The organism is Oceanobacter sp. 4_MG-2023 (genome assembly GCF_030689165.1).
GTDB lineage: Bacteria > Pseudomonadota > Gammaproteobacteria > Pseudomonadales > Oceanobacteraceae > Oceanobacter.
Window position 1 is genome coordinate 106,363 of the sequence record NZ_JAUYVV010000006.1, and the last position, 25,300, is coordinate 131,662.

Annotated in this window: 25 protein-coding genes; 5 read left to right on the top strand and 20 right to left on the bottom strand. The window is 53.7% G+C overall.

Going from position 1 to position 25,300, the window contains the following annotated elements:
• The first annotated feature begins 110 nt into the window (after positions 1–110).
• A complete protein-coding gene (gene fdxA, locus Q8W24_RS06475; RefSeq protein WP_303432195.1) occupies positions 111–434 on the top strand; it encodes a ferredoxin FdxA in 324 nt (107 codons plus the stop codon).
• 144 nt (positions 435–578) lie between these two features.
• On the opposite strand, the gene rpoS is transcribed toward fdxA, so the two are convergent.
• The 12 genes from rpoS to Q8W24_RS06535 all read right to left on the bottom strand — a co-directional run bounded on the left by rpoS (position 579) and on the right by Q8W24_RS06535 (position 11,902).
• Positions 579–1,502, bottom strand: coding sequence for an RNA polymerase sigma factor RpoS (gene rpoS, locus Q8W24_RS06480; protein WP_303432197.1), 924 nt, complete (start codon positions 1,500–1,502; stop codon positions 579–581).
• An 89-nt stretch (positions 1,503–1,591) separates the two neighbouring features.
• Complete coding sequence (locus Q8W24_RS06485; protein WP_305474782.1) at positions 1,592–2,506, bottom strand: peptidoglycan DD-metalloendopeptidase family protein; 915 nt, start codon at positions 2,504–2,506, stop codon at positions 1,592–1,594.
• A gap of 142 nt (positions 2,507–2,648) precedes the next feature.
• Complete coding sequence (locus tag Q8W24_RS06490) at positions 2,649–3,554, bottom strand: DUF368 domain-containing protein (RefSeq protein WP_305474784.1); 906 nt, start codon at positions 3,552–3,554, stop codon at positions 2,649–2,651.
• 27 nt (positions 3,555–3,581) lie between these two features.
• Positions 3,582–4,217 (bottom strand): protein-L-isoaspartate(D-aspartate) O-methyltransferase, encoded by a 636-nt coding sequence (locus Q8W24_RS06495; RefSeq protein WP_370693309.1) that lies wholly within the window; start codon positions 4,215–4,217, stop codon positions 3,582–3,584.
• A gap of 43 nt (positions 4,218–4,260) precedes the next feature.
• Positions 4,261–5,001 carry a 5'/3'-nucleotidase SurE gene (gene surE / locus Q8W24_RS06500; protein ID WP_303432203.1) on the bottom strand — a complete coding sequence of 247 codons (741 nt, stop codon included), beginning with the start codon at positions 4,999–5,001 and terminating at the stop codon, positions 4,261–4,263.
• On the bottom strand, positions 4,998–6,089 hold the full coding sequence (gene truD, locus Q8W24_RS06505) for a tRNA pseudouridine(13) synthase TruD (protein ID WP_305474786.1): 1,092 nt from the start codon (positions 6,087–6,089) through the stop codon (positions 4,998–5,000). Before truD ends, surE begins: the two co-directional genes overlap by 4 nt.
• A 103-nt stretch (positions 6,090–6,192) precedes the next feature.
• Entirely contained in the window at positions 6,193–6,672 is a 480-nt protein-coding gene (gene ispF, locus Q8W24_RS06510; RefSeq protein WP_303432206.1) for a 2-C-methyl-D-erythritol 2,4-cyclodiphosphate synthase, read from the bottom strand.
• Complete coding sequence (gene ispD, locus Q8W24_RS06515) at positions 6,669–7,400, bottom strand: 2-C-methyl-D-erythritol 4-phosphate cytidylyltransferase (protein ID WP_303432207.1); 732 nt, start codon at positions 7,398–7,400, stop codon at positions 6,669–6,671. The genes ispF and ispD overlap by 4 nt, the downstream gene beginning before the upstream one ends.
• On the bottom strand, positions 7,397–7,690 hold the full coding sequence (locus Q8W24_RS06520) for a septum formation initiator family protein (RefSeq protein ID WP_303432208.1): 294 nt from the start codon (positions 7,688–7,690) through the stop codon (positions 7,397–7,399). The genes ispD and Q8W24_RS06520 overlap by 4 nt, the downstream gene beginning before the upstream one ends.
• Before the next feature lie 69 nt (positions 7,691–7,759).
• On the bottom strand, positions 7,760–9,052 hold the full coding sequence (gene eno / locus Q8W24_RS06525) for a phosphopyruvate hydratase (protein WP_303432209.1): 1,293 nt from the start codon (positions 9,050–9,052) through the stop codon (positions 7,760–7,762).
• Positions 9,053–9,127: 75 nt separating this feature from the next.
• On the bottom strand, positions 9,128–10,756 hold the full coding sequence (locus Q8W24_RS06530; protein ID WP_303432211.1) for a CTP synthase: 1,629 nt from the start codon (positions 10,754–10,756) through the stop codon (positions 9,128–9,130).
• Positions 10,757–10,978: 222 nt separating this feature from the next.
• A complete protein-coding gene (locus Q8W24_RS06535) occupies positions 10,979–11,902 on the bottom strand; it encodes a LysR family transcriptional regulator ArgP (protein WP_305474788.1) in 924 nt (307 codons plus the stop codon).
• 157 nt (positions 11,903–12,059) lie between these two features.
• Between Q8W24_RS06535 and Q8W24_RS06540 the strand changes: the two genes are divergently transcribed.
• Complete coding sequence (locus tag Q8W24_RS06540) at positions 12,060–12,677, top strand: LysE/ArgO family amino acid transporter (protein ID WP_305474791.1); 618 nt, start codon at positions 12,060–12,062, stop codon at positions 12,675–12,677.
• A 12-nt stretch (positions 12,678–12,689) separates the two neighbouring features.
• On the opposite strand, the gene Q8W24_RS06545 is transcribed toward Q8W24_RS06540, so the two are convergent.
• The 5 genes from Q8W24_RS06545 to Q8W24_RS06565 all read right to left on the bottom strand — a co-directional run bounded on the left by Q8W24_RS06545 (position 12,690) and on the right by Q8W24_RS06565 (position 18,804).
• Positions 12,690–14,423 carry a bifunctional protein-serine/threonine kinase/phosphatase gene (locus Q8W24_RS06545; protein ID WP_305474793.1) on the bottom strand — a complete coding sequence of 578 codons (1,734 nt, stop codon included), beginning with the start codon at positions 14,421–14,423 and terminating at the stop codon, positions 12,690–12,692.
• Between the two features lie 113 nt (positions 14,424–14,536).
• On the bottom strand, positions 14,537–15,352 hold the full coding sequence (locus Q8W24_RS06550; RefSeq protein ID WP_305414477.1) for a formate/nitrite transporter family protein: 816 nt from the start codon (positions 15,350–15,352) through the stop codon (positions 14,537–14,539).
• Positions 15,353–15,971: 619 nt separating this feature from the next.
• Positions 15,972–17,264 carry a nitrate regulatory protein gene (locus Q8W24_RS06555; RefSeq protein ID WP_305474795.1) on the bottom strand — a complete coding sequence of 431 codons (1,293 nt, stop codon included), beginning with the start codon at positions 17,262–17,264 and terminating at the stop codon, positions 15,972–15,974.
• A gap of 130 nt (positions 17,265–17,394) precedes the next feature.
• A complete protein-coding gene (locus tag Q8W24_RS06560; RefSeq protein WP_303432219.1) occupies positions 17,395–18,327 on the bottom strand; it encodes a bestrophin family protein in 933 nt (310 codons plus the stop codon).
• A 51-nt stretch (positions 18,328–18,378) separates the two neighbouring features.
• Positions 18,379–18,804 carry a secondary thiamine-phosphate synthase enzyme YjbQ gene (locus Q8W24_RS06565; RefSeq protein WP_303432221.1) on the bottom strand — a complete coding sequence of 142 codons (426 nt, stop codon included), beginning with the start codon at positions 18,802–18,804 and terminating at the stop codon, positions 18,379–18,381.
• 404 nt (positions 18,805–19,208) lie between these two features.
• On the opposite strand from Q8W24_RS06565, the gene Q8W24_RS16890 reads away from it, so the two are divergent.
• Entirely contained in the window at positions 19,209–19,337 is a 129-nt protein-coding gene (locus tag Q8W24_RS16890; protein WP_370693310.1) for a DUF559 domain-containing protein, read from the top strand.
• Between the two features lie 97 nt (positions 19,338–19,434).
• Here the strand turns inward: Q8W24_RS16890 and gtfA are convergent, their stop codons facing one another.
• The gene (gtfA, locus tag Q8W24_RS06570) at positions 19,435–20,877 is read right to left on the bottom strand and encodes a sucrose phosphorylase (protein WP_305474796.1); all 1,443 of its coding nucleotides are present in this window, start codon (positions 20,875–20,877) and stop codon (positions 19,435–19,437) included.
• Between the two features lie 205 nt (positions 20,878–21,082).
• Here gtfA and Q8W24_RS06575 point away from each other — a divergent pair, with 205 nt between their 5' ends.
• Together Q8W24_RS06575 and Q8W24_RS06580 are read left to right on the top strand one after the other, a co-directional pair.
• Positions 21,083–21,814 (top strand): RNA methyltransferase, encoded by a 732-nt coding sequence (locus Q8W24_RS06575; RefSeq protein WP_303432224.1) that lies wholly within the window; start codon positions 21,083–21,085, stop codon positions 21,812–21,814.
• 91 nt (positions 21,815–21,905) lie between these two features.
• On the top strand, positions 21,906–22,844 hold the full coding sequence (locus Q8W24_RS06580) for a D-2-hydroxyacid dehydrogenase (RefSeq protein ID WP_305474798.1): 939 nt from the start codon (positions 21,906–21,908) through the stop codon (positions 22,842–22,844).
• On the opposite strand, the gene Q8W24_RS06585 is transcribed toward Q8W24_RS06580, so the two are convergent.
• On the bottom strand, positions 22,813–23,433 hold the full coding sequence (locus tag Q8W24_RS06585) for a 3'-5' exonuclease (RefSeq protein ID WP_303432230.1): 621 nt from the start codon (positions 23,431–23,433) through the stop codon (positions 22,813–22,815). The genes Q8W24_RS06580 and Q8W24_RS06585 overlap by 32 nt on opposite strands.
• On the bottom strand, positions 23,433–25,232 hold the full coding sequence (locus tag Q8W24_RS06590; RefSeq protein WP_305474800.1) for a DUF294 nucleotidyltransferase-like domain-containing protein: 1,800 nt from the start codon (positions 25,230–25,232) through the stop codon (positions 23,433–23,435). The genes Q8W24_RS06585 and Q8W24_RS06590 overlap by 1 nt, the downstream gene beginning before the upstream one ends.
• Positions 25,233–25,300 lie beyond the last annotated feature (68 nt).

Consider the following 25,300-nt stretch of genomic DNA (forward strand, 5'->3'; position numbering starts at 1 on the left):
ACGGATACCTAGAATGAACGCTTATTCCAAGCCTGAGCAAAGAACTCAGGTATCCAACCGATTAGCCTGCGCCAACTCACTGTCTCTGGCGCACCATGAGGAGATATTCCATGCCTTTTGTTGTCACCGACAACTGCATCAAATGCAAATACACCGACTGTGTTGAAGTCTGCCCGGTCGATTGCTTTTACGAAGGCCCTAACTTTCTGGTGATTCACCCGGATGAATGTATTGATTGCGCATTATGCGAACCAGAATGCCCCGCAGAAGCGATTTATTCCGAAGACGAAATCCCGACAGGTCAGGAACAGTTTATTGAATTGAATGCCGAGCTGGCAGAAATATGGCCGAACATCGCCGAGCGCAAAGAGCCGCTGAAAGATGCCGAAGAGTGGGATGGTAAAGAAAACAAAATTGCCATGCTGGAGCGCTAGGGCGCAAGAATCCAGCGGATTATTCGGCCGTATGTCCAGCGGCCACTGCATTCAGTCTGGCCATTGCCAGGCTGAATGGCTTGAACTGCCCCTGTCATTCGCTCACCGCAGGCGGTACGACGAACGAGTGTCAGGGGCAGCGTGTCAGGCTTCGCCGAACAGGGTCTCGGCATTCAATCCCTGACCTTCCATGATATCGCGCAGGCGTTTTAACCCTTCAACCTGAATCTGGCGTACTCGTTCACGGGTCAGATCGATCTCATGACCGACCTTTTCCAGCGTGCTGATATCATGACCTCGCAGCCCGAAACGACGGGATAACACTTCCCGTTGTTTTTCTGGCAGCTCATCAATCCAGTGTTCCAGATTGTTCTGGATATCGTTTTTCTGCAGCTCTTCACCAGGATCAGCACTACGCTCATCGGCAATGGTATCCAGCAAGGACTTGTCGGGTGAACCAGCCAATGGCGTATCCACCGAAGTAACTCGCTCATTCAGCTTCAGCATCCGTTTTACATCGGCTACCGGCTTGTCCATCAGCAAGGCGATCTCTTCAGCGCTTGGCTCATGATCCAGCTTTTGGGTCAGTTCACGGGCGGCGCGCAAATACACATTCAGCTCTTTCACCACATGAATTGGCAAGCGAATCGTCCGCGTCTGGTTCATGATGGCACGCTCAATGGTCTGACGAATCCACCAGGTAGCGTAGGTTGAAAAACGGAAACCACGCTCAGGATCGAACTTTTCGACCGCCCGGATCAGCCCCAGATTGCCTTCTTCAATCAGATCCAGCAAAGCCAGTCCCCGGTTGAGATAACGGCGAGAGATTTTTACCACCAGACGCAAATTGCTTTCAATCATGCGACGGCGTCCCATCTCGTCACCCTTGATCGCCAGGCGAGCGTAATGCACTTCTTCTTCTGCAGATAACAGCGGAGAGAAGCCAATTTCATTCAGATACAACTGGGTTGCATCCATTGACTTGTAAGTGCTGTCGTCGGTAATTCGTTTTCCGTCCTGGTGACTGTCCGAACCTTCTCGTTCGTCACGCTGCTGTTGTACCGCCATAATCCTTCCCGCCTGTTTAATTCTTTTATTGTACAAAGAGTTAAACATGATCCATGCCAGAACAACTGTTCACAGAATAATTGGTGCGGTTAGCGCGCTGGCAAGTACAGCAAGGGATCCACCGGCTTACCGTTTTTACGGACTTCAAAATGCAGTTTCACGCTGTCTGTGCCGGTAGAGCCAACCTCAGCAATCACCTCCCCGGCCTTGACCTGATCTTTTTCCTTAACCAGTATGCGGCTGGCGTGGGCATAGGCGCTGAGATAGGTTTCATCGTGCTTGATAATCACCAGGTTGCCGTACCCACGCAGTCCCTGACCGGCATACACCACGGTGCCTCCAGCGGCGGCAGACACCGATTCTCCCTGCACTCCTGCCAGATCAATCCCTTTATTGACGGGTTTTGAGGTCGAAAATTGAGCCAGTATCTTGCCAGGCACAGGCCAGCGCCACGCAGCGCTGCTAACCGGTTCGGTGGTTACCGGTGTGACGACAATCGGTACCGGAGCAGTGGCAACAGGAGTGGTAGCAACAGGGCCGGAGACCACCGGTGTTGAGGGTGTTGAAACAACAGGTGTCGACGTAACAGTGGTTGAAACGGCCGCTGCCGGAGCCGTCGGTGCAGAAATAACGGGGGCTGGTGCTGCAGGTGCCGGTTTACTGACGCTGGTAGAAGCAGACGGTGGATTACTCACGGCAACGGTCGATGACTTCGCTCGAACGTCAATTTTCTGACCCGGAAATATCGTATAGGGACTGGAAATACCATTGGCTCTGGCCAGACCTTGATAATCCAGACCGTAACGCCAAGCAATGGAGTAGAGCGTGTCGCCTTTTCTAACGACATGATAGCCTGACGAATTATTGACGCTCTCGGTCGGCTGATAGATCGAGCCTTCAGAGCCGCCGAATTTTTCTTCGGTGGAAATAAAGCCGCTGCCTGAAGAGCAGCCAGCCAGTGTGCCAATAATCACGGCGACAATAATCACAGTCAGGCGTTTCATGGTGTTTCCTGATTGGTTGGTTCTTGACACCTTGGAGTGACAGATTTTCATTAGCAGGCGCACGTTGAACCAGTCTAACGACACAATGTAATAATAGACCCTTAACCCCTGACGGCCGGTTCCGGCCATCAGCAAAGATGAGTCAGTCGGCATCACCTTGACGTTTGGCGACCCATTCAAGCAACAGCACCGTCGCCAGCCCGGCCACCATCAACAACAGCGCCAGCAGTAAATCGGTACCGATATCTGGCAGAATATTCTGCTGATACACCGGCACTGTCTCTCCCTTGCTGTTCAGGCGGGTGGTCAGCGTTTCTTTCCAGGGCCAGACCTTGACCAGCGAGCCGATCATAAACCCCGTCAAAATCGCAAAGGTTGCCTCTCGCCAACCGGCCAGCAACCAGCTGAGAAAGCGGGAAAAACTCAACAGTCCGATCACGGCTCCAGCACCAAACAGAGCCATAATGCCCAGATCAAAACTTTTTAATGCCCCCAGAATCGGTTCGTACAACCCCATCAACAATAAAATAAAGCTGCCGGATATACCCGGCAAAATCATGGCACAGATAGCGATACTCCCCGCCAGAAAAACCACCAGCGGTGTGGCTTCAATCGAGGTTGGAGCGGCCATGCTGATCCAGCCTGCCACCACGGCTCCTGCCGCCAGTAATAACAGAGTGGGCGCATTCCATTGACGAAGCTCACGGCCAACATGCACCACCGACGCGATAATCAAACCAAAAAAGAAAGCCCACAGCCAGACCGGGTAATGCACCAGCAAATAATGAATGCCTTTGGCCAGGCTCAGAAGTGCAGTCAGCACCCCGGCTCCCAGAATAACCAGAAAGGTGCCATTGATATGCTGCCAGGCGGCTTTCGGGCCTTGCTTGAACAACAACCTCACCGCCTCGGCATCGACCTTGCGGATAGAACCCAGCAACTGATCATAAATACCGGTGACAAATGCGATCGTACCGCCAGAGACGCCAGGAACCACATCGGCCGATCCCATCGCGATACCTTTCAGAAACAGCCAGAAGTGGTGCATGTAAAATCCTTGTTAACAAAGGGAAAACTAACGCTGAATCCCGGACAGAAAAGGGACAAACAACACATCTTCCAGAATCTCAGTGACAAAGGTGTCACCATCACGGGTAATCAGAGTCAGTTTTTGCTGCTCACCCCCTACTGGAATCACCATCCGGCCGCCATCGACCAGTTGTTCCTGTAGCGCACTGGGCACCTGTTCCGGGGCCGCGGCAACGATAATACCGTCAAACGGGCCTTTTTCTGGCAGTCCCCAACTTCCATCCGATAATGAGCAATGGATATTACGGTATTCCAGTTCAGAAAGACGGTTTCTGGCACGAGAAAACAGTGGTTCTATGCGCTCAACACTGAAGAGACGATCCACCAGCGGTGACAAGACCGCCGCCTGATAACCACAGCCGGTTCCAACTTCCAGTACCCGCCCAAGACGTTGCTGATTACCCAGCAGGATTTCCGTCATCCGGGCCACGGTATAGGGCTGACTGATGGTCTGACCATAACCAATAGGCAAGGCAGTGTCTTCATAGGCCCGATGTGCCAGGGCTTCATCGATAAATACATGCCGTGGCGTTGACGCTATCACGCTGAGCACCTGCTCATTACTTACACCCGCTTCCCGTAAGCGCTGCACCAGCCGATTCCGGGTGCGCTGGGATGTCATTCCTATTCCACTCAGTTGTTGCGTATCCAACCACCTATCTCCATTAACCAAGCACTGATTGCATATGCTCCAGCACCGCATGCCGAGTCATGTCCATTTGAATCGGGGTAATCGAAACATACCCCGCTTCTATTGCAAAAAAATCGGTTTCCGGCCCGGCATCCGCGACAGCACCAGCAGCAGAAATCCAGTAACACTCTTTACCCCGCGGATTGGTCGCCAACACCGGGTTATCCGAACGGTAGCGATGACCCAACCGGGTTATCCGATGACCTTTCAGTTCAGCGTATGGTCGATCCGGCACATTGATATTGATCACCGAGTGCGGAGGCAGCTGCAGCTGTTCCAGTTGGGGGAACAATGCCACCAGAACACGGGCAGCAGTATCAAAATGCTGTTTGCCCACCAGGGAAATCGCAATCGGTGTCTTATCCAGAAAACGACCTTCCATCGCCGCTGCCACGGTGCCGGAATACAATACGTCATCACCCAGGTTGGCCCCGGCATTGATGCCTGAAACCACCCGTTCACACTGATCGCGAAACAGGGCGTTGGTGCCCAGATGCACACAATCCGTCGGTGTACCGTTGACGCAATAAAAGCCGTTTTCAAGTAATACCGGGTGTAACGGGCCATCCAGTGTCAGGGAATTACTGGCACCGCTGCGATCACGATCCGGGGCAATCACCGATAACTCATGGCCGGCCTGTTGCAGATATTCCGCCAGAGTCCGCAACCCCGGTGCATGGGCACCATCGTCATTGGAAAGCATCAACCGGCTCATGGGATTTCTCCTGCTGCTGTGGTGTCGATAACAGCCGCCGCCATGCGGTCCGGCTCACGGACTGTCAGTACTTCTTGTAATAGTGACGTCGCATAATACCCGGCTCCCAGCGAAAAACAGACTCGCAATTGCAATGTCTCGTCATCACATTGCTGCCATTGCCAACTCATGCGCTCCGGTTTCACCACCAGCGCTCGCCGCTCCTGGCTCAAGCCGCTGTGTTCCAGAGCATCCAGTACGTCGCTATAAGGGGCCAGGACTTTTGCTTCAAACGCCAGCGCCTCCTCCGTGGCCAGCGAACGGCCCCGCCCCCACATCGGTGCGGTCGTCTCACCGGCTGGAGTCAGGGGTTCGCCCAACATGGGCGTTGTCCAGTCACCGGCAACGATTCGTGCTGCCACCACCTGATTAAACATCCAGGATCGAACAGCCGATAGATAAAGGCCTTTTTTATTGGCATTCCGTACCCGGATTTCACGGCGCAACATGGCCACCCCCTGAGGCACATTCGCACCGCCATGACCAAAACGCTGGGCACCAAAATAGTTGGGGTAGCCCCGGTCACGAATAGCAGTCAGGTTGGCGTCAATCGCTGCCTGGGAGCCTTCGACCTCACGGAGCAATAATTCAAAACGGTTGCCCAGCAAATCACCCCGGCGTATTTTTTTCGAGTGGCGTTGCTGCTGCATCACACGGAATTCATCGTGCTGCAGGGCCAGAAAGTCCGGCGTCTCTCCCTTGGGAAAATACACACTGAACCACTGGCGGGTGATCGCATAACGGTCCTTGAGGCCGGCAAAACCGACATCCATATCGCGCACACCTGCGTAACGCGCCAGCTCCGACGCCACCCATGCGGTATTGGCTCCACGCTTTTCGACCCACAGCCAGATATGTTCACCTTCTCCCTGAGGCAAGGCCAGCGGCAGCTCATCAACAATAAAGTCCTCCGGCACCTGCTTGAGTATGCCGTGGGCAGCGGTGTCCGGTAAGGATGCAGGCCAACCAATGGGCCAGTGATGGTTCGCCGTGGTGACGTCAGGTTCTGCGGCTGGAGCAGCAGCAGTGCTATCGATGGAATCAGTCAAAGAATCAGTTACTCAGTTATCAGTTCTGGTAGCCACCGGGGCCAAACCAAAGAAGTTAAAACAGACGGTCGATTATATACTTGCCAACAGCCATAGCCGGAGATTATCCGGGCAGCGCAAGAATCAGTGCCACAGCATGCACCGCAATGCCTTCCTTGCGGCCCACATACCCCAGCTTCTCGGTGGTTGTGGCTTTGACGTTGACATCATCCAGCCGCACATTCAGGTCTGCGGCAATCAATTGACGCATCCGGGCAATATGAGGCGCCATTTTCGGGGCCTGGGCAATAATCGTAATATCCACATTGCCAATCCCATAACCTCGGTCAGCCAACAGACTCACCACGTGTTGCAACAGCAAACGGCTGTCGGCACCGGCCCACTGTGCATCGGTATCCGGAAAGTGCTGGCCAATATCCCCCAGGGCAGCAGCGCCCAGCAGTGCATCGGCTAACGCATGTAAGGCTACATCCCCATCCGAGTGCGCCTTGAGGCCCTGATGATAAGGAATCGTAACGCCTCCCAGGGTAATACAGTCACCGTCCTCAAACGCATGAACATCAAAACCGTGGCCAATTCTCACAACGCACCTCGTTTATTGATTGCCTGGTCAGACTCTGAGGTCTGCTGTAAATAAAAAGCCACCAATGCCAGATCGGCAGGACGAGTGACCTTGATGTTATCTGCCCGGCCTTCGACCAGCCTGGGCGCATACCCCAAGTGTTCAACGGCAGAGGCTTCATCGGTCACCGCCAGACCTTCAGCCCGGCAGTACTCCAGTGCCTGGATCAATAACCCCAGCGGAAACACCTGTGGTGTCAGCGCATGCCAGAGCTGTTCCCGCTCCACCGTGGCGACAATATCAGCCTGCCCCTGAGCGTTGATCCGGCCACGCTTCATGGTATCGCGGGTCGGGCTGGCCAGAATGGCACCGGGAAAACATAACGCTTCCAGTAAGGCGTCCAGATCACTGTGCTGCAGGCATGGACGGGCCACGTCATGCACCATCACCCAGTCATCTTCTGCTGCCAGTGTCTGCAAGGCGCGCAAGCCGTTTAATACCGAGTCACACCGCTCCGCTCCACCACAGGCACGCAGAATCCGCGCATCATCAGCAAATTCACTATCAGACCAGTAAGGATCGTATTCAGACAGCACCAGCACCAGGCGTGTTATGCCCGGATAGGTCAGCAAGGTATCAAGGGTATAGTCCATCAGCAGGCGCTGATTCAGACGTAAATATTGTTTCGGGCGATCGGCCTGCATACGGCGGCCAACCCCTGCGGCAACAACTAATGGCCAGATCGTCATGGTTGTGGCTCAACAAACAGGATCAGGGTTTCGCCATCTTGTACCAGACCAAGATCTTCACGGGCCTTTTCTTCGAGAATGGCACTGCCATGGCGTAAATCGTCGACTTCCAGTGTTAACTGATCGTTACGGCCTTCCAGTACATCGATATCTTCGGCGATACGGTCAATCAGATGCGCCAGCGTCCGGCTGGCCAATATACCACTGTCATCCCACCAAATGCGGTACTGGAGCACCAGTACCAACAGGGTACCGGTGAATAACATGACTCGCTGGGTCGTAGTGCTCATGGTATTTCCGGAAGTCAGGCGAACAAAAACCGGGCAATCGCCCGGCTTTGTTATTTGATCAGGTGTCGATTACTGACCCTTGATCTCTTTCAGGCCATTATAAGGGGCCTTGGCACCCAGCTGCTCTTCGATTCGCAACAGGCGGTTGTACTTGGATACACGGTCAGAGCGACACAGCGAACCGGTCTTGATCTGGCCAGCACAGGTACCCACGGCCAGATCGGCAATGGTGGTATCTTCCGTTTCACCAGAGCGATGCGAGATCACTGCAGTGTAACCGGCGTCCTTGGCCATTTTAATGGCTTCCAGTGTTTCGGTCAGAGAACCGATCTGGTTGAACTTGATCAGGATGGAGTTGGCAATGTGCTTGTCAATACCTTCTTGCAGGATCTTGGTATTGGTAACAAACAGGTCGTCGCCAACCAGTTGCACCTTGGCACCAAGTTTTTCAGTCTGGTATTTCCAGCCATCCCAGTCGGACTCATCCTGGCCGTCTTCAATAGAGACAATCGGATACTGTTCGCACAGGTCGTACAGGTAATCCGAGAACGCCTCTGCAGTGAAGACTTTACCTTCGCCTTTCAGATCGTACTTGCCATCTTTGTAGAACTCAGAAGAAGCACAGTCGAGTGCCAGAGTGATGTCTTTACCCAGTTCGTAACCGGCTCCGGCAACCGCTTCCTGAATGGCGGCCAAGGCATCGGCGTTGGAGGCCAGATCCGGAGCAAAACCACCTTCGTCACCAACAGAAGTGCTCAGGCCTTTGTTGCCCAGCACTTTTTTCAGGCTGTGGAAGATTTCAGCACCGGCACGTAACGCTTCAGCAAAGCTTGCAGCGCCAACAGGCTGAACCATGAATTCCTGAATATCGACGTTGTTGTCGGCGTGCTCACCACCATTGATGATGTTCATCATGGGTACTGGCATGGAGTACTGGCCAGCGGTACCGTTCAGATCAGCAATGTGTTCGTACAGTTCAACACCCTTGGACACAGCCGCCGCTTTGGCAGCTGCCAGAGACACGGCCAGAATGGCGTTAGCACCCAATTTGGCTTTGTTATCGGTACCGTCCAGCTCGAGCATTTTTTCATCCAGGGCACGTTGCCCGGTTGCGTCCATGCCAATCAGAGCGGGCTTGATAATGTCATTGACGTTAGCAACGGCCGTCAGTACGCCTTTGCCCAGGTAACGGCTTTTATCACCATCACGCAGTTCAAGTGCTTCACGAGTTCCTGTTGATGCGCCAGAAGGAGCACAAGCGGTACCAAAAAAACCGCCTTCGAGGGTAACATCCGCTTCAATAGTCGGGTTACCGCGGGAATCCAGCACTTCGCGTGCCTTGATGTCTACGATCTTAGCCATAAGGTTTCTCCATGAGTAAATGGCAAATTGGATGCCCTGACCCGGCTCATATGTGCCGGGCAGGATTGCCGGTCGTTATATTTTTTCTTTGTGGATCAATGCTGCATTGATAAAGGCCGAAAACAGGCCATGGCCATCACGGGGAGTGGACGTAAATTCCGGGTGGAACTGACAACCCACAAACCAGGGATGATCAGCCACTTCGATTACTTCTACCAGCTCACCATCAACCGAGCGGCCGGAAATCCGCAAACCCGCGGCTTCCAGTTCCGGCACCAGGGATGAGTTCACCTCATAACGGTGACGGTGACGTTCCAGCACTACATCCTGACCGTAGGCCGCCGAAGTAGTGGACTCAGGCAGCAGAACACATTCCTGCCCGCCCAGCCGCATCGTGCCACCCAGATCGGAGGCTTCGCTACGCACTTCGGTTGTACCTTCAGCGGTCGTCCATTCAGTGATCAAACCCACCACCGGATGCGTCGTCTCGGTGCTGAATTCTGATGAGTGGGCGTCTTCCCAACCCACAACATGACGAGCAAATTCAATTACCGCCACCTGCATGCCCAGACAGATACCCAGATACGGTACCTTGTTCTCACGAGCATACTGAACCGTACGGATCTTGCCTTCGACACCGCGATTACCAAAACCGCCAGGCACCAGAATAGCATCGACATCCGACAGGATTTCCACCCCTTTACGTTCCACATCTTCGGCATCGATATAACGGATATGGACTTTGGCGCGATGATGGATACCGGCATGATCAATCGCCTCAATCAGCGATTTGTAGGCATCCAGCAGATCCATGTACTTACCGACCATGGCAATGGTGACTTCTTTTTCCGGGTTCAGCTTGGCATCGGCCACCGCATCCCACTCGGACAAATCAGCGTCTTTACATGACAGGTCGAATTTCTCAACGATCAGATCATCCAGCCCGGCTTCGTGCAGGTGTCGTGGAATCTTGTAGATGGTGTCGGCGTCTTCCAAAGGAATCACCGCCCGCTCTTCAACGTTGGTAAACAGCGCAATCTTGCGCAGAGCAGAGGCTTCGATCTTGTGATCGGAACGGCAAATCAGCACATCCGGCTGCAAGCCAATGGTGCGCATTTCCTTTACCGAGTGTTGGGTCGGCTTGGTCTTGGTTTCACCGGCAGTGGCGATATAAGGCACCAGCGTCAGATGAATGGACAGCGCCCGGCGCGAGCCCATTTCAACCTTCATCTGCCGTACCGCTTCCAGGAACGGCTGCGATTCGATATCGCCCACCGTGCCACCGATTTCAACCAGCGCAATATCCGCACCTTCAGCGCCTTCCAGAACCCGGCGCTTGATTTCATCGGTAATGTGCGGGATCACCTGCACGGTTCCGCCCAGGTAATCGCCACGGCGTTCCTTCGCCAATACATCGGTATAAATACGGCCAGTGGTAAAATTGTTCCGGCGCGACATCGTCGTGCGAATAAAACGTTCGTAATGGCCAAGGTCGAGGTCGGTCTCAGCACCGTCCTCGGTTACAAACACCTCTCCGTGTTGGAAAGGGCTCATAGTGCCAGGATCGACGTTGATATAAGGGTCCAGCTTGAGCATAGTGACCTTAAGGCCACGGGCTTCCAGAATGGCAGCCAAAGATGCAGAAGCGATGCCTTTCCCCAACGAAGAAACAACACCACCTGTGACAAAGATAAATCGTGTCATAGAAGGTCCGCGAAATAGAGGTGATAAATCAAAACGGAAGGTGCAGAACCTTCACTTGAGATGGGAGGGCAGGTTAACAGATTCGGCAATTCGGGTAAATTTGTTTAGGCTCGTTCCTGGCAGTTAAGTCACGGTAATTTCCTGAACAACCCTGGAGTTGGCCGTTTTTACCCCGTTTAACCGCCCCTCCCGGCCTCCCCCTTTTCAGGAGGAAGAAATTTATTACTCCCTCCCCTTGCCAAGGGGAGGGCTGAGGGGTATCAGGCAATCCCGCGCCGCAGCGACCACGGCTTCTCTTAATCCACGCATCACCGGGCTTTCGGTTTGCCAGTAGTGCCAGTACAGCACCACATCCAGATAGTAGCCGGGCACCATGTCCACCAGCGTGCCATCTTCAAGATATCGGGCAACTTGCAGTTGCGGCATCATGCCGTAGCCAAGGCCTTCCAGCGCCATACGCACAAAGCCTTCGGAGGTCGGTGAAATATGGTAACGCTGCGGCTCCGGTTGTTGCGGGCACAGCGCCTGCAAAAACCGGTGTTGCAGACGGTCGTCCTGGTTGAAGATCAGACAAGGCAATTGTGCCAGTGGCGGCTGCGGCATTAACAGCGGCTGCCCGGCTCCATGCCGCGCTACAAAGTCGGGGCTGGCAAAGGCGCGGTAACGGAGGATGCCAAGTGGCTGTAATAACCCGCCATTCACCGGAGTATCGGCGGCGCAGATACAGGCCATGACTTCGCCATTTTTCATCCGTCGCAAGCCAACATCCTGATCGTCGACCAGCAGTTCAAAATCCATGCTGTGACTGTCTGGTGCGGCAGCCAGCGCCGGAACCAGCCAGGTATCCAGTGAGTCGGCATTAACCGCCAGCCGAATCCGCACCGACTGGCCGTGGTCGCCTTCGTCCAACAACAGGCCTTGTTCCAGCTGCTGCACCTGTTGCCGATGGTTGGCGAGGCGCTGTCCCAGTTCGGTAGGTTTGGGTGGTGTGGTGCGCAGCAAGACTGGCTGGCCGAGTTTGAATTCCAGCTGGCGAATACGTTGGCTGACCGCCGATTGGCTGATGTTCAACCGTTGTGCTGCGCGTTCAAAGCCGCGGGTTTCGATCACTGCGACCAGCGCTTCCAGCGCACGATAGTCAATCATAAGCTTCTCTAATATCTCATTAGATTTATGACTTGGACTTATATCAGTTCTCTCCTTACTCTGCCACGCATCTGCTCGCCCAATGCCGTCAGCGGTACAGCGATGGCGAAGCGAATTTCTCTGTGTGGCGTTTTTTGAGTACTGGAGCACCCTGCCTGTGTCTGATCTGTTATTGAGCCTGCAACCGGCCATCACCGGTTTTGCCATTACCACTGGGTTGATTGTGGCCATCGGCGCACAGAATGCCTGGGTGTTACAAAAAAGCCTGCGTGGCGAAAATCCCTGGACGATTGCCAGTGTGTGTACCCTGCTGGATGCCTTGCTGGTGTCTGTGGGGGTGTTTGGGCTGGATTATATCCAGTCACTGCTCCCCTCTCTGGTGCCGGTGCTCACCTGGCTGGGAATAGCCCTGCTGCTGTGGTTGGCGTTGCAGGCCTTTGGCCGGGCGCTGCAAGGCGGCAATGGCCTGGTCGCGGCGGCGGCATCAGAGCCGGTCAGCCCGTGGCGCAGTGCCGGCCAGGTGATGGCGCTGTCGTTGATCAATCCCCATGTTTACCTCGATACCGTGGTGCTGATTGGCAGTGTCGGGGCACAGCAGAGTCATCCGGGGCTGTTTGTGGTGGGGGCTGCTTGCGGCTCGGCCAGCTGGTTTATCTTGCTGGTTGCCGGTGCCAAAAAGCTGCGGCCTCACTTGAGCTCTCCTTATCACTGGCAGGTGCTGGATGTGATTACCGGGGTGATTTTGCTACTGGTCGCCCTGACTCTGCTGCCCTGACCCGAACAGCCGTTAGCCAACCAGTAGTTGATGAGCAAGCAAAATCAGTAACAGCAATTCCAGCGCGGCGGCACTTTGCCAAAAAAGCACCGGATTACGAGCCATCAGCGGCGGCCGTGTCTTGTTTAAAAAATTCTGGTTGGGGGTACGCAAGTCGTGCACAAATTCAAAGATATCCTCATAGCGTTTGTATGGATCGATGCGGGTCGCTTTCTGGATGGCGTCGTCTACCCAGGCCGGGACTTCCGTATGTTCATCGACCAGTATGCTGCGATAGCGTAGCCGTTTTTGAGCCGCAACCGACTGGCAACGCGCCACTTCGACCCCGTAGGGAAATTGACCGGTGAGCATATGATAGGCAAGCACGCCGAGAGAAAACTGGTCTGATTGCAGCTGCCCCCGTTGCCCCAAAAAGTATTCCGGGGCCATATACAGTGCGGTGCCGGGAAATTCATTGCTGTTATCCAATCCGATTTCTGCCAGCCCCCGGACAATGGTGGAGCCGAAGTCGATAATCATCAGCCGCCCTTCGGCATCGATCATCACATTGTCGGGCTTGATGTCCTGGTGCAGCATATCCAGCCGGTGAAACGCCCGTAAGCCACGGGCAATCTGATCAATAATATGGCGGACTTGTTCCAGGGTTGGCCTGGGGTTGTCTTGCAGCCACTGCGTCAGGGTCTGGCCTTCAAAGTATCGGCTGGCGATATACAGGTATTGGCGCGGCTGCTCTGGCACATATGGCTGGATAACATGGGCATTCTGGATGCGTCTGGCAATCCACTCTTCCATCATCAGCCGCTCCAGATAACCGGCATCCTGTTGCAGCTCGCCGGATGGCAGTTTCAAGACCACCCGGTCGTTGCTTTGCAGGTGACGGGCCAGAAAGACGTGACTGCGGCTACTGGTATGCAGGTTACGAATAATCCTGTAACCGTCGAAGGTCATGCCGGGTTCCAGCCCTGGTGGCAGAGCCAGGCGAGACATATCGTGCAGTAGCGATGCCTGCTTGCGATCAGGGAGCGCCGTCACCCGGATTAACTGGATACTCAGGTTGTCATCGCTGCCGTTATCCAGTGCTTGTCGGGCAATCAGGGTGGCGGCGTGATTCAAATCGTCCGGATATTGGTGGATGGTTGCGCGCAGGTATTCCGGGGTGACATATTCATACACCCCGTCGGTGGCAAGAATAAAGACATCGTTTGCTTGCAGGCTGGTGTGGCGGTAATCAATCTCGACCTGTTCGCTCATGCCTATGGCCCGCGCCAGATAGCTTTTCTCAGACGACTCCCAAAGGCGGTGATCGCTGGTCAGCTGTTCCAGCGTCTGCTCTCTCAAGCGATAGATACGACTGTCACCAACATGGAACACATAGCCATCACACCCACGCAAAACCAGTGCGCTTAGCGTACAAACATAGCCCCGGTTGATATCAAACCGGAAATCACTGCGCTGGTTTTTTAAATACAGGCTGCCATTGATTGCCCGTATCACCTGTTCACCCGAATGTTGTGCCGTCCAGGCTTCCGAGGTTCGGTAATAGTCTTCCAGAAACGTATCAATGGCTGTTTGGCTGGCAATATGGCTGACGTTACTGCTGCTGATACCATCAGCAATAGCGGCGCTGACGCCCTTGAATGCCAACAGAGAAGGTGCCGGTGTCACCAGTCCCAGGCTGTCCTGGTTGCTGTTTTTAAGGCCTTTATCGGAATACTGGCCAGCAGCAATGCATAGGTCATGCGCCATGCATGGAGTCCTTTTTATATTAATGGGGACATATATGTCCCCATGAGTATTGCCACCTGATTAAAAGAGAGCCATTACCTCCCTTTTAATCAGAATAGACAATCCGTCGTGAATCAGGAAACCAGAGGACGTTTTGAACTTGTGCGTACGTGGGTGTAATACAACGGCAAACCAACAAACAGGAAGCCCCCAATCAGATTACCCATCACTGTCGGCAGTTCATTCCAGACCAGATATTGCCCGATGGTGAAATCACCACCCATGATCATGGAAAACGGGAACAAAAACATATTGACGATCGAGTGCTCAAAACCGAGGAAGAAAAACACCATGATCGGCATCCACATGGCGGCTATTTTGCCGGTGACAGACGTCGAAATCATCGCCCCCACAACCCCCATGGAAACCATCCAGTTACACAGCATGGCGCGGATAAAAATGGTAAACCAGCCGTCAACACCATGAGCGGCGTAACCCAGTGTACGGGACTCACCAATAGACGATACCTTGGCCGCCAGAGCACCACCGTCGGTGTTGTAGCCATACGTCAGAACAAAGGAAATCATAAAGGCGACAGCCAGCGCACCACCCAGGTTGCCCAGAAAGACCAAACCCCAGTTACGCAGCAATTGTTTGATATTGCAGCCGGGACGCTTGTCGATCAACGCCAGCGGAACCAGCGTGAAGACACCGGTCAGCAAGTCAAATTTCATCAGATAGAGCATGACAAAACCAACAGGAAACATGCTGGCACCCAGGAATGGAGAACCACTTTTCATCGCTACAGTAATGGCAAAAATGGCCGCCAGGGCAAGGGTTGCACCGGCCATAAAGGCGCGTATCAGAGTGTCCTTGGTGGACATGAAGATTTTCTCTTCACCGGCATCGACCATCTTGGTCACAAATTCGGAAGGCGCGAGATAGGACATATCAAATTCCTTGGGTTCGGTAGGTATTGCGTTACTGTCGATACCTAATGATTTGGTTCATGTGCCAAAGGGCGACCATGAAGACTCAGATCACGAAGTTGAGTAACTGCTGACGCTTGAACCTACCCGAATAAGGTGTTTTGACATGCTATGGAGCACGACGTGGCACCATCCGCTGGCAAAAAGTCAGGGAAGTACTCAACGTCGTTGTTTTCAGTGCTGTGCATCATCATTGACCCACAGTCTTGGGATCTCCAAGCATCTGGCGTGCCATTTATCATAAACTATTGATTTTGTTTGGTTTATTTAAAAAATCAGGCAAATAATACGTTCACACACCACTGGCAGTGCTATTTTTGGATTATTTCAGGGCTTGATTTCCCCCAGGCGCTCCATCTGTGTGCACCAGCAGAATATGCAACTGCTGCAGCCGTGACCACATGGAGTTTGGCCCGGCGGTTATGGCGTCCAGTGGTCTGACTCCTGGGTAGCCGTGCCATCAATCGGTTATCAGTCTGGCCAGGAAAGGAACAGCGCATATCCCGGTACTGCTGGTACTGCTACATGACCGGGTATTGATCGATGGCCCGGTATTGAGCTTGGTCTTGGTATAAAGAGTTTATTCCAGAGAAGTACTGTCGCCGTCGTTCAGTTGCAGCATGTCGGAGACGCTGATGATATTACGGACGATATCGATAATGCGCTTTTTGTTGTCCATGGCGGACTGGCGAATCTGGCGATACGCTTCTTCTTCGTTGATATTCTGATTTTGCATCAGCAAGCCTTTGGCCTTTTCGATCAGTTTGCGCTCATCCAGAGCCTGACGTGCCTGTCTTAATTCATCCCTCATGGCTTCCAGGTGTTCAGCCTGGCGCTGTACCAACTCGGATATTGAACTGGCCACGTTAGTATTAAATCCGGGCATCATGGTCAGTTTGACAGGGTCGTTAATGGAATCAGGAAAGGAAGACAACACCGATGTGGGTGGCTCATCGATATCTGTCAGTTCCCGAACATGATTGTCATGCAGCCGAAGATCCTCTTCTGCCTTGGCAATTTTTTGCTGGCAAAGGTGAAACAGATCCGCTTCCAGCTCCTTTTCAATCGCCCGCATATCATCAATCCGATGTGTCGACAGCTCGTACCATACTTCGCTGATTGCGGTTGGCAGGGTGTCGTTATGACTGAAGCGGGCAATCATATTACGCAACTTGTTGAATTCGATGGCAGCCTCACTGCTTTCTGCCTGCCGCCATTGATCAACCGGCATGGCCTTGGCCTGGCTGGAAAAGATATCAAAACAACGTTGCTGGGCATCCTGAAGCGTCTTGATATGTATCTGTTGTTTTTTGGTGAATTCTCCCATGGCAAAACCAATAACACCCAAGGCTCGCTCCTGACCGGAATATTCCTTGCCTTGCACAAAATTGAACATGGCCACCAGTGCATGGGTGATATCCGGGTCGCTGACACTGCCGGCGGCTTCGAACACCACACTCAGCAAACCGGAAATCGTACGGTTAAAGAGCCGGGTATTCTCATCCGCGGTGAGTTTTTGCGCATTAATCTGAAGCCGTAATGCGGGTAATTCATCCAGACAATGCAATACAAAGGACAAGGACCGGAACAGGCGGGCAGACGAGGGAGAATCACTATCCAGCTCCAGCAACGACAAGGCTTCCCGAAAAACACATTCTGCTTGTTTGGTGGCTTCCAGTTCATCGAGCCGTTGGCGGGCAAAACGTTGGCCATGGGATACCAGATAAATATTCGACAAGCCACGTTCACGTTGCAGCTCATGAATCAGATCCGTGACCCAGGTGACCAACCCGCTGCTCACCAATAATTGTTTCAGAGCACTGATCTCAGCACGTTTAGCCGCCAGCAGAAAGTCTTCACTCGTTAATGTCATCTGGAATCACTGTATGGTTTTGAGCTTGACCCGGAAGAATAACAAGGGCCGCCATGCTTCCACAGTGGTTTGTCCTGCCACCACCGGGAACGGATCGGGCTGGCTGACAAAGTGGCTTAACACTCCCCCGTCAATCCAGTACATCGCCGTTGGGTGCCAACATATCCAGCAATGGCAGGCCTTGCGCCTGTGCCAGCGAGCGGTCATTTACCCGACACAAAGACGCCAGCGGCAGGTGATTGGCGTCATGGCCAAACGGTTCTTCCAGCTGTTGCGCCAAGGCATCCAGACCAAAAAAGGTATACGCCACAATCACAATAAAGACCGGCATCATCCAGCCCAGACTGCCCACCAGCCCGAAAGGCAACAAGTAACAATACAGATACGCCGTCCGATGCGTCAGCAAGGAATAGGCAAAGGGCAACGGAGTGGATGCCAGCCGTTCACTCGCCGCCTGAATCGCCGCCAGACTGGATAAATGCTCATTCAGAATCCGTATACCCTGGGTATCCAGCTCATTGGCCGCATATGCCTGACGCAAGGTTTCTGCCATTGCCAGCCCCACACCATCGGCCACGTTACCCTTCTCCACAACCTGCGCCAGCCGCTCTGTCGACAAACGGGCCAGCACCCAGTCGGGAACTTCCTGTTGCAAAACAGCCACTGACAACGGCTGCTGACGCAGCTGCAGGCGCAAGGCATGATAAAACACGGAACACCAGGCCAATAGCTCCGCCCGCCGCTCGGATGGCAAGAGAATATGCGTTGAACGCGCCAACGAGCGCACTTCAGAAACCATTCGTCCCCATTGCCGGCGCCCTTCCCACCAGCGGTCATAACAGGCGTTATTACGAAACCCCAGAAACAGCGACAACGCTATCCCCAGCAAGGTAAACGGAGCCACCGAATAACGAGCCAGGTTGGCCCAGTGATCGGTATGAACCACCACCACAGCTGCCGCGAAGACCAACAACCCCAGTAAATGCCAGGCAATATTCGGCAAAATTGAACCACGCCAAACAAACAACAAGGCCAGTGCATGGGGACGTTCACGAACAATCATTCATTTTCTCCGAACCATCAAAAACAATCAGTTACAACACGCGGATTCCAGTTATTGCCCCTGCCCCTGCAACGTCGCCAACACACGGCGACTGCCGCCCTGGTGCCTGTGCTCGCCGAGGTAAATACCTTGCCAGATCCCCATGTTCAGCTCGCCCCCCGTAATGGGAATCGTCACGCTATGGCCCAATAAACTGGCCTTGATATGGGCGGGCAAATCATCACTGCCTTCCAGCGTATGACGGTAATAGGGTTCGTCTTCACGCACATTGCGATGAAACCAGGCTTCCATATCCTGACGCACGGTAGGATCTGCATTTTCGTTAATGGTTAATGACGCTGATGTATGTTGGATAAACAGCTGTAATAACCCGATATCGATACTCGCCAGCTCCGGCAATTGTTGGCGTATTTCTTCCGTAATCAGATGAAAACCCCGCGACCGGGGAGATAACCGTATTTCTTTTTGTAACCACATACACCCTCTCCGATGACCAGCCCCAAAACCACGTATACAGGTCATCACGGCCGGAATAACAACACCCAGGCTACAACGCTGCACAAGCCCCCCGTTACGCCGGGCGGCCAAGAATAGCGGTATGAAATTTGGTGAACAACTTTTGTTGATTCGATACTATTTTTTGCAGCAGTTTTGCCGCTGCCAGAAAATGAGAAACTGGAAAGTTGAGAAGCCGGAAAATAATCGAACGGAATACCGTATTGAGTCGGCGATAAAATGCCCACCCGCTACGCCGGCTATCAGCAAGCATTGAGGCAGACGTAGTGAGCGACCAAAAGCAGATGGATTATGCCTGACAGGGAATGTGTGTTTAAACAAATCGGAATATAAAAGCCACCGCTCAGCCTTGCGCAAGCAGGCTACTGCTTACCACACCGGAGCAACGCTTCTGGCAAGCGATCAGAGGCAAACAAGGTGGAACCAGGTTTCGGCAGCTGCATGGCATTGGCCATTACATTGTCGATTTTATCGCTCTGAGTGGAAACTGGTGATTGAGCTGGATGGTGATTCGCATGTTTCAGAACAGGCCCTGCAACCCCACCCCGGCCCTCCCCTTGATAAGGGGGCCGGGAAAAGGTCAGTTCTGGATCAGGCCTGAAACTCCTGCATTTCACCACTGGCTTCATCGGTGTAACTCAAACGCGCGGTATTAAACTGCAAATCCACAAACGCCCGGCAATAATGCTCGCCATGACGCCAGGCCATATCGACGCTGGCGCTGTTGGAGAAGTTCAGTTCAAAGTGGCCATCAAACGCCGGGTGACTGCTACGGAAACGCATCAGTGTCAGCAAGCGCTTCACCACCGGTTTCTGCACCGCTTCAGCCACTTCATCCAGGCTGTAATAATGACGGTTGATATCGCGCAGTTCGCCGGTTTGCTCCATCAGCTCGTGGTCATTTTCACCGGCCAGCAAGCCCACGTAATACACCTGTGGCGTACCCGGTGTGAAGAACTGCACGGTGCGGGCAGCGATATAGGCATCGTCGTTCTGCATCAGGGCATCGTAAAAGGTGCAGGTAAGCTGATAAATCGCACCAACACTATGAATATTGGCAGCTGAGCGGCGCAGGATCGGGTCTGCCGAGCGGTCGTTGATATTATCAATCAGGATACGGATTTTATCGTCCGGCAAGACCCCTTCAACGTCTGGAATGCAAATACCATCGTGGGTATCCAGAACGGTGATCATATTGCGCGGGCACATCCGCAACCAGTGCTTGAGGTATTCACTGTTGCCATCCAGCAGGGAGTAGAGCAGCAGTGGCGGCAAGGCAAAACCATACGGATGCATATTGCGACGGCCAATCGCGTATTGATAACTGGAATGATCGTGCACTTCAGGCAGAATTTCTGCCCCCAGGCTTTGTGCCACTTCGTTGCACCAGTCGAGGGTTTGATACACGTATGGCTCAACCAGAAAACAGCTCGTGCCAATCCGTTTGGTAGTGTAACCAAAGGCATCCAGGCGGAACAGTTTGACGCCCTTGTCGGCCAGGAAACGGAACGTATTGGCGATATAGTCGTAAGTTTGCTCAGACTCGTAATTCAGGTCGATCTGGTGTTCGGTAAAGGTACACCACACCCGTCCAACACTGCCGTCGACAAATACTACTTCCCGGAACGGCTCTTTCTCTTTGCGGATGTGGATTTTCATCAGGTCGTCGTGGCTGATTTCGCCCATTTCATCGACATCAACAAACAGCGAGGCGTATTGCGATGCCTTACCTTTGGCCAGGTAGTCGATAAATTCTACGGATTCATCAGAAATATGATTCACCGTTACATCGGCGCAGATATCGTATTCGGCTGCAATGGCTTCGATATCACCCCAGTCGCCATACACTGGATCCACTTCTTTGTGGGTCAGGGGAGAAAAACCGGCATCGGCATTGGACGGGTAAAACGGCAGGATATGAACGCCACCCACGGCACCCGCAAAGTGGGTGTTGAGAACGGTATGCAAATCTTTCAGGCTGTTACCCAGGCGGTCGGGGTAACAGATCATCTGGACGGCATTACGAAGAGCCATAAGGACCTCTGGTCGGTTGCTGTCCGATCAAAGGCTGACGGTTGAGTTAAGCACATGCAAGCCGAAGCCCGTCTCAACTCCCCAATCTGGCCAATTCACAAGACAGGAAAATTCATTCCGGTTGGCAGCAACAGGCCGAGAAAATTCCCTGACGCCAGTCCAACCCGTACAATGGCGAGCTGTGCCCACTGTTGGAAACACTTGCATGAAAGTCGATCTCGCCAAAAAACTGCACCAGAAAAAATACCGCACCGAGACCGGCTGCTATCTGGTGGAAGGCGAACACCTGTTACTGGAGCTGGAAAAATCCAGCATTCAGCAGGCCGAGCTGTTTGTCACCGAAGCCCACCAGCACTGGCCAACCCGGTTCCGCAAAACCCTGATTGGTGAGCGTCAAATGGCGCAGCTGTCGGACACCCGCTCACCGCAGGGACTGGTCGCTGTCGTGCCCATGGAGGAAACCCGGACCCAGGTGCAACAGGCCAGTCAGGCGACGACCAGTACCGAACGGGTGTTATATCTATATCAGATCCAGGACCCTGGCAACCTGGGTACCATTTTGCGGACACTGGCCTGGTTTGGCGGCTGGCGCCTGTTACTCAGCCCCGACAGTGTCGATCCTTTTAACCCCAAGGTGGTACGCAGCAGCATGGGGGCAACATTTCATGTGCCCGTTGAACTGGAAGTCACACTCGAGCAGCTGGCGGCGCGTTACCCGCGTATTGCCACATTGGATATGACCGGCGCACCGCTCTCTTCCGGGCAGTTCAGCCAGTTTGATGCTTATCTGTTTGGCAACGAAGCCCGGGGTGTGCCCCATGCCTTGCTGGCACCTCTGGCCGTGACGGCGTTTACCATTCCCGGCAGCGGCCAGATTGAGTCTCTGAACCTGGCCAGCGCCGTCAATATGAGCCTGTATGAATTACACCGAGGTTGATGCCTGATATGTTAAGCGGTCAAGCCAACATCTGGCGTCAACCCAACATCTAACGATGGTTAGCCTTTTTTCATCCTGATGAGTAACCCTTATGAAAGCTGTATTTCTGGATGCCGATACATTTAATGATGTCGATATGACGCCCATTCATGACTGTGTCAGTGAGCTGGTCTTGTATCCCACCACTTCACCAGAGGAGCTGGGGCCACGAGCCGCGGGTGCCGATTTGCTGATCACCAACAAGGTCAACATCAACGCCGATGTGATGGCCGGGAAACGGGGCATTCTGGTGGTCGCAACCGGGCTTAACAATGTCGACCTCGAGACCGCCCAACAGCTGGGTGTACCAGTATTGAATGTCCAGAATTACGGCACCGCCTCGGTAGCCCAGCACACCATGATGCTGATGCTGTCACTGGCTGGCCAACTGCCACGTTATCAGCAAGATGTCGCTCAGGGTGCCTGGCAACAAAGTCCTTTCTTTTGTTTGATGAACCACCCGACCCGGGAGTTAACCAATAAACGGCTGGTACTGGTCGGCGAAGGTACACTGGGCAGTGCCGTGGCACGGCTGGCAGAAGCCTTCGGTATGCAGGTTGAGTTTGCTGCCCGGCCGGGCAAGGCCAATGATACCCGTCCGTCACTGGACAGCCTGTTACCCACGGCCGATGTATTAAGTTTTCATTGCCCACTCACCGAACATACCCGCCATCTGCTCAATGCCGATAACCTCACCCGCATCAAGCCCGACTGCCTGGTCGTGAACTGCGCCAGAGGTGGCATTATTGATGAAGTCGCCGCCTTGGATGCCTTGCAGCAAGGACAGCTGGGTGGACTGGCAGTGGATGTGCTGCCAACCGAGCCACCCGTCGATGGCCACCCACTCCTGGAGGCGCTCGATACTGGCCTGAATCTGATGGTGACGCCTCATAACGCCTGGATCAGCCCGGAAGCGCGGCAGAATATTATCAATCTGACCGCCGCCAATATTCGCCAGCTCAACGCGACTGACCAAACCCCGTTAGCTTGATGTACATCAGCGCCGTGGAGATAACATCTCCCATGGCGGTATGGCGCTCGACGATAGGCACTTGCAGGTCGCGCGCCAGCCCTTCAAAGGTCAGATCCAGATGCACTTCGTGAATATGGTGCCGGCGTTTGCTTTTGACGTAGATTTCCGACACTTCGATAAAGCGGTTGGGCAACCTGAAGTTATACAACTCGCGAATATAACGGTTCAGAATGGCACGGTCGTATTCAATATAAAACCCGCAAATTGGCCGGTTGCCAATAAAATCCAGCAGCTTTTCGATGGCTTCTGCCAGGGCCACACCTTCGAGCCGGTCTTCGCGACGTAAATAATGAATCCGCACCGCGTTCGGGTCGGTTACGGCGTCGGAGCGGATGGTCAGGTCCAGCGATTCGGCCAGACGGATCTGATTACCCCGTACCCGCACTGCTGCCACACTCAGCAACTCGCCCTTTTTTTTATCAAACACACTGGTTTCGCAATCCAGCACCACCACTTCGTCACCCTCGTACGGCTCGGCCAGGTGAGCCCAGCGGCCTTCTGGCAGCATTCGCCGGGGCAAGCGTTCTTCAATCCAGCGACGTAACATCAGAAGTTCTCCAGATGAAAATGCAGTGATAGCTGCTGCTTGAATTTTTTCACCCGGTGCAAGGCGTGACGCAGCAGATTGCGGTCGACACTGCGCAGCTGGTTGATGTCCAGTTGCTGACTCAGGCCACGGTTGGGGGCATCATGTTCCAGTTGCTGGCGCAGTCGTATTCTTAGAAAGAACACCAGCGCATCCCGCAACCCTTGAGCGGTCTCGCTATCCAGCACGCCTTTTTCCATCAGTATCGTCAGCCGTTCGAGGGTGTTGCATTCATCGATCGCATGTTCGAATGCCATGGCCCGAACGCCATGCACCAGAGGGAAAATAGCGCCTTTCTTGATATCGATATTGCCGTGATCTTCCCGGATATTGCCCAGAAAGGTCAGAGGGGTTTCGAACTGCAGCGCGGGTTTGGCAAAACGAGCGGATACAATACTGGAGCGCAGGGTTTCCAGCTGCCAGCTGGCCTTGATCGGCCAAAACAGTTCCGGATTACCACATACGGGTTCGCCATCCATAAAAATGGCCATGTTCATCATCGCATCCGGATTGCCGGAATCCAGCCAGCGGGCGACCCGCTCCTGCCAGCCTTCGACGGTATGAATCCAGCTGTCGTTAATAAACATTACACCTCCCGGACAAGGCGGATAACCAAAATCCAGCAGGGCCTGGTGTAGCTGTTGCAGCAGTGGCAAGACGGCTTCGCGGTCGTGTTCGTTGTCCAGAATGATGGCGTTGTCCTGGTCGGTCTTGAGGATTTGTTCCCCCCGGCCTTCACTGCCCAGTACCAGAATACAGACGGACTGCCGCAAGCGAGGCGGGAAAATCAGCTCAAACGCCTTGAAGATCAAACGCCGGTTCAGCGTTGTCACCAGTTCCATCAGGGCGGTGATTTTAACCCCCTGGCCATTCAGGGTTTCGATCAGGGTTTCCAGTCGTTTGGCCGCTACCACCAGTTCTTTTAACGATTTGGCCTGGTCAATCCGCATGGCAATAATATGCGAATGGGTCGAAAAGGTACTGAGCATATCCATCAGTTCCAGCAGGCCAACAATCTGGCCTTCCTTGCGAACAACCACACGTTCGATCTTGTGCTGGGTCATTTTCAGCAAGGCACTGAACAAGAATTCGCCGTACTCAACGCCAATCAGGTTGAACTGGGCCACATCGGCGGCACGGGTTTGTTTGGTCTTGTCCCCCAGCAAGGTGGCCTTGACCAGGTCGGTGCCGGTCAGAATGCCGATTTCCTCGCCGTCACGTACCAGCAAGGCATCGTGTTTTTTCTCGTACATCAGCGCCGCGACACGGGCCAGACTGGTCTGGGCCGACACGTACACAGGAGGGCGAATCACATCCTCATCAACCCGCGACAGGATAAATTCCGACACGCTGGAATCCTGGCGCTCCACCATCGACTGCTGGGTACCCAGGTCGGTATTAAAATAAATCGAAAAATCACCGGACTGATCAAGCAGCTGGATAAAGTCGTCGGCCCGCAGCAGATAACACAGGGTTTCTTCCACCGCGGCAAAGGTATGCTTGCAGCCGTTCTCCAGTACCGCCCGGACGTCGAACAAGTCTTCCTTGCCATATTGGGAAAACACCTGCCCGGTCTCGCCATCACGCTCTTCGACCAATCCTTTGTAAATAATATAAATGCCGGGAGCCGGGACACCCTGTTGCAGAATCAGTGCTCCGGCATTAAAAAAGACCAGGTCGAGGCGACTGGTCAACCAGTCGAGTTGCTCATCCTTCAGAAAGGAAAAAGGCGGTTGGTTGAGGTTGATCTGAATGGTCATACCGGGCCTCCGGCGGTTGTTTAACGTTATTATTATTCGGGCGCATCGATTTGCCCGGTGGGGGCTAC

Excerpts from the sequence above, each read along its gene's own strand:
- Q8W24_RS06495 (WP_370693309.1), bottom strand. The coding sequence starts at position 4,217 with ATGACATCCCAGCGCACCCGGAATCGGCTGGTGCAGCGCTTACGGGAA.
- Q8W24_RS06490 (WP_305474784.1), bottom strand. The coding sequence starts at position 3,554 with ATGCACCACTTCTGGCTGTTTCTGAAAGGTATCGCGATGGGATCGGCC.
- Q8W24_RS06550 (WP_305414477.1), bottom strand. The coding sequence starts at position 15,352 with ATGTCCTATCTCGCGCCTTCCGAATTTGTGACCAAGATGGTCGATGCC.
- surE (WP_303432203.1), bottom strand. The coding sequence starts at position 5,001 with ATGAGCCGGTTGATGCTTTCCAATGACGATGGTGCCCATGCACCGGGG.
- Q8W24_RS06520 (WP_303432208.1), bottom strand. The coding sequence starts at position 7,690 with ATGAGCACTACGACCCAGCGAGTCATGTTATTCACCGGTACCCTGTTG.
- Q8W24_RS06485 (WP_305474782.1), bottom strand. The coding sequence starts at position 2,506 with ATGAAACGCCTGACTGTGATTATTGTCGCCGTGATTATTGGCACACTG.
- Q8W24_RS06555 (WP_305474795.1), bottom strand. The coding sequence starts at position 17,264 with ATGACATTAACGAGTGAAGACTTTCTGCTGGCGGCTAAACGTGCTGAG.
- fdxA (WP_303432195.1), top strand. The coding sequence starts at position 111 with ATGCCTTTTGTTGTCACCGACAACTGCATCAAATGCAAATACACCGAC.
- Q8W24_RS06585 (WP_303432230.1), bottom strand. The coding sequence starts at position 23,433 with ATGTTACGTCGCTGGATTGAAGAACGCTTGCCCCGGCGAATGCTGCCA.
- Q8W24_RS06560 (WP_303432219.1), bottom strand. The coding sequence starts at position 18,327 with ATGATTGTTCGTGAACGTCCCCATGCACTGGCCTTGTTGTTTGTTTGG.
- Q8W24_RS06575 (WP_303432224.1), top strand. The coding sequence starts at position 21,083 with ATGAAAGTCGATCTCGCCAAAAAACTGCACCAGAAAAAATACCGCACC.
- Q8W24_RS06590 (WP_305474800.1), bottom strand. The coding sequence starts at position 25,232 with ATGACCATTCAGATCAACCTCAACCAACCGCCTTTTTCCTTTCTGAAG.
- eno (WP_303432209.1), bottom strand. The coding sequence starts at position 9,052 with ATGGCTAAGATCGTAGACATCAAGGCACGCGAAGTGCTGGATTCCCGC.
- ispD (WP_303432207.1), bottom strand. The coding sequence starts at position 7,400 with ATGACGATCTGGCCATTAGTTGTTGCCGCAGGGGTTGGCCGCCGTATG.
- Q8W24_RS06535 (WP_305474788.1), bottom strand. The coding sequence starts at position 11,902 with ATGATTGACTATCGTGCGCTGGAAGCGCTGGTCGCAGTGATCGAAACC.
- gtfA (WP_305474796.1), bottom strand. The coding sequence starts at position 20,877 with ATGGCTCTTCGTAATGCCGTCCAGATGATCTGTTACCCCGACCGCCTG.
- Q8W24_RS06580 (WP_305474798.1), top strand. The coding sequence starts at position 21,906 with ATGAAAGCTGTATTTCTGGATGCCGATACATTTAATGATGTCGATATG.
- Q8W24_RS06565 (WP_303432221.1), bottom strand. The coding sequence starts at position 18,804 with ATGTGGTTACAAAAAGAAATACGGTTATCTCCCCGGTCGCGGGGTTTT.
- rpoS (WP_303432197.1), bottom strand. The coding sequence starts at position 1,502 with ATGGCGGTACAACAGCAGCGTGACGAACGAGAAGGTTCGGACAGTCAC.
- Q8W24_RS06530 (WP_303432211.1), bottom strand. The coding sequence starts at position 10,756 with ATGACACGATTTATCTTTGTCACAGGTGGTGTTGTTTCTTCGTTGGGG.
- Q8W24_RS06545 (WP_305474793.1), bottom strand. The coding sequence starts at position 14,423 with ATGGCGCATGACCTATGCATTGCTGCTGGCCAGTATTCCGATAAAGGC.